The organism is Acinetobacter sp. YH12128, from assembly GCF_013418655.1.
GTDB lineage: Bacteria > Pseudomonadota > Gammaproteobacteria > Pseudomonadales > Moraxellaceae > Acinetobacter > Acinetobacter amyesii.
The window spans coordinates 1-2020 of sequence record NZ_VPBO01000057.1; the positions used below are offsets into that span (position 1 = coordinate 1).

2 protein-coding genes are annotated in these 2020 nt (G+C 32.9%); one reads left to right on the forward strand and one right to left on the reverse strand.

From position 1 onward, the window contains the following. The first annotated feature begins 318 nt into the window (after window positions 1-318). Window positions 319-777 (forward strand): DUF523 domain-containing protein, encoded by a 459-nt coding sequence (locus tag FTU64_RS16165; RefSeq protein ID WP_180060302.1) that lies wholly within the window; start codon window positions 319-321, stop codon window positions 775-777. Window positions 778-903: 126 nt separating this feature from the next. On the opposite strand, the gene FTU64_RS16170 is transcribed toward FTU64_RS16165, so the two are convergent. Then, a complete protein-coding gene (locus tag FTU64_RS16170) occupies window positions 904-1692 on the reverse strand; it encodes an aminoglycoside adenylyltransferase domain-containing protein (RefSeq protein WP_038350081.1) in 789 nt (262 codons plus the stop codon). Window positions 1693-2020 lie beyond the last annotated feature (328 nt).

Below are 2020 nucleotides of genomic sequence, written 5' to 3' on the forward strand. Positions count from 1 at the left end.
GCATGTTCCGCGTCCTTGCAATACTGTGTTTACATACAGTCTATCGCTTAGCGGAAAGTTCTTTTACCCTCAGCCGAAATGCCTGCCGTTGCTAGACATTGCCAGCCAGTGCCCGTCACTCCCACTCTATTGATAAATTTTCTAAACAAAAAGGATCAAACTAATCTATAAGCTTTGTGGGTTAGAAAAAAAATAACTCACTTTGCATTGATCATATTTAAATTCTTGTTTTATCCATAGCACTAACCTATTAATTTTAAAAAATAATAGGTACTGGCTAAATAGCAAATCGATACATATCTTTTTCATAGAGGAAATATGATTTTAGTAAGTTCTTGTCTGGCTGGCTTAAAGGTACGTTATAACGGGACGCATAGCTTAAACGAAAAAATCGAAAAATTAGTCAAAGATGGAAAAGCTACTATGGTATGTCCAGAGATTCTTGGCGGTTTATCAACACCACGCGAACCTGCCGAGATTTCGGGAGGTAATGGCGATGATGTCTTAGATGGAAAAGCCTGTGTAATTGAAAAATCAGGAAAGGATGTGACTTCAATCTGTATTGAAGGGGCATATAGAACTTTAAAAAAAGTTCAATTATTAAAAGCTACTCTGGTAGTGCTTAAAGAAAATAGCCCTTCATGTGGTAGTTCAATGATTTACGATGGTCAATTTAATGGGAATAAGATCTATGGCAATGGAGTTACCTCCGCTTTGCTTAAACGTCATAATATAAAAGTCATTTCAGAAGAAACTTTTTGGCAACTTTTACCCTAGTTCCTCCGCTTTTATTTAAAATCTTCATGCAACTCCAACCACGCCCCCCTTTGCAATATCAAGTCTCTTCGGTATTTAGAGATATAGTGAGGTAATAATCTAAGAAGCATATCCATTACTTCCACATCAGTTAAAAAGTAGTGGTTCAATTTTATGCTGTAATTCTTTAACAATTTTAGCAAGCTGATCATGTAAAACTAACCAACATTGCTCATGACCTTGCCCAATATATTCATCTATTATGAGTTGCAAAATGTCTTGATCTATCTGACTTAAGAATTCTAAAAACCATGTCGCAGCAACATCCTTGGCAACTATTGTTTTATGATCTAATGTATAAGCTATACGGCATAGCGCTAAAATTTGATTACATTCATCCTGATCGTCTTTCCAATGAGCAATAATTTGTGGATAAGTTTTTTGCATGGCAAATATTAATTGTTCATAGCTAATTGGATTTAACCAATCGCAAATATCAGGTCCAAAGATAGTAATGTTATGTAATTGGGCAGTTTTAAGTAAAATACTAATATCTGGATCAGATTGACTATAAAGTAATTCACCTTTGAGTAATTCTTCTCTCAACCACTCGCCATATTGTAGCTGATATGTATATGGATGATTTTTATTGGTAATACTCCCTTTTTCTAATATCGTAATTTCTAAGGCACGCGCTGTAGCATGACCAATCGGAACAGATATATTTAGAAAATTCTGCGCTAATTGTTTTCTTTCCTGATCGGTAATTTCACGTTCAATAATAACTAAAATATCAAGATCACTTTTATGTTTTAAACCACCATCAACATACGAACCATATAAATAAATAGCATAAAGCTTATCTTTAAAATTTTTTTGTAAAAGCTGTTTTACACTTTCAACTTGGCGACACTCTTCATCATTTAAGCTTTGCATATGATTTTTAATTTAAAAAAATAAGTAATGAATTCATAGAGCATTATACAGAATAAGTGTAAATAATTTAATCAATTAGTAAATAACATACTATTTTTACAATATATTTACTTTCAATATAGAGTTTAATACATAAAACTCTATCAATCAAAAAAAGCTTGAAACAACATCTGAATAGTAAGAGTCATTTCCTCCTCACTTAGAGATGGATCCGGAAATTTGAACAACTCCTATAAGTGATACTCTGCTCCTCAAATGATGTTATAAACATCAATATATGGAGTATTTTATGGCACGTAGACCAAGAAGAAATCATTCAAACGACTTT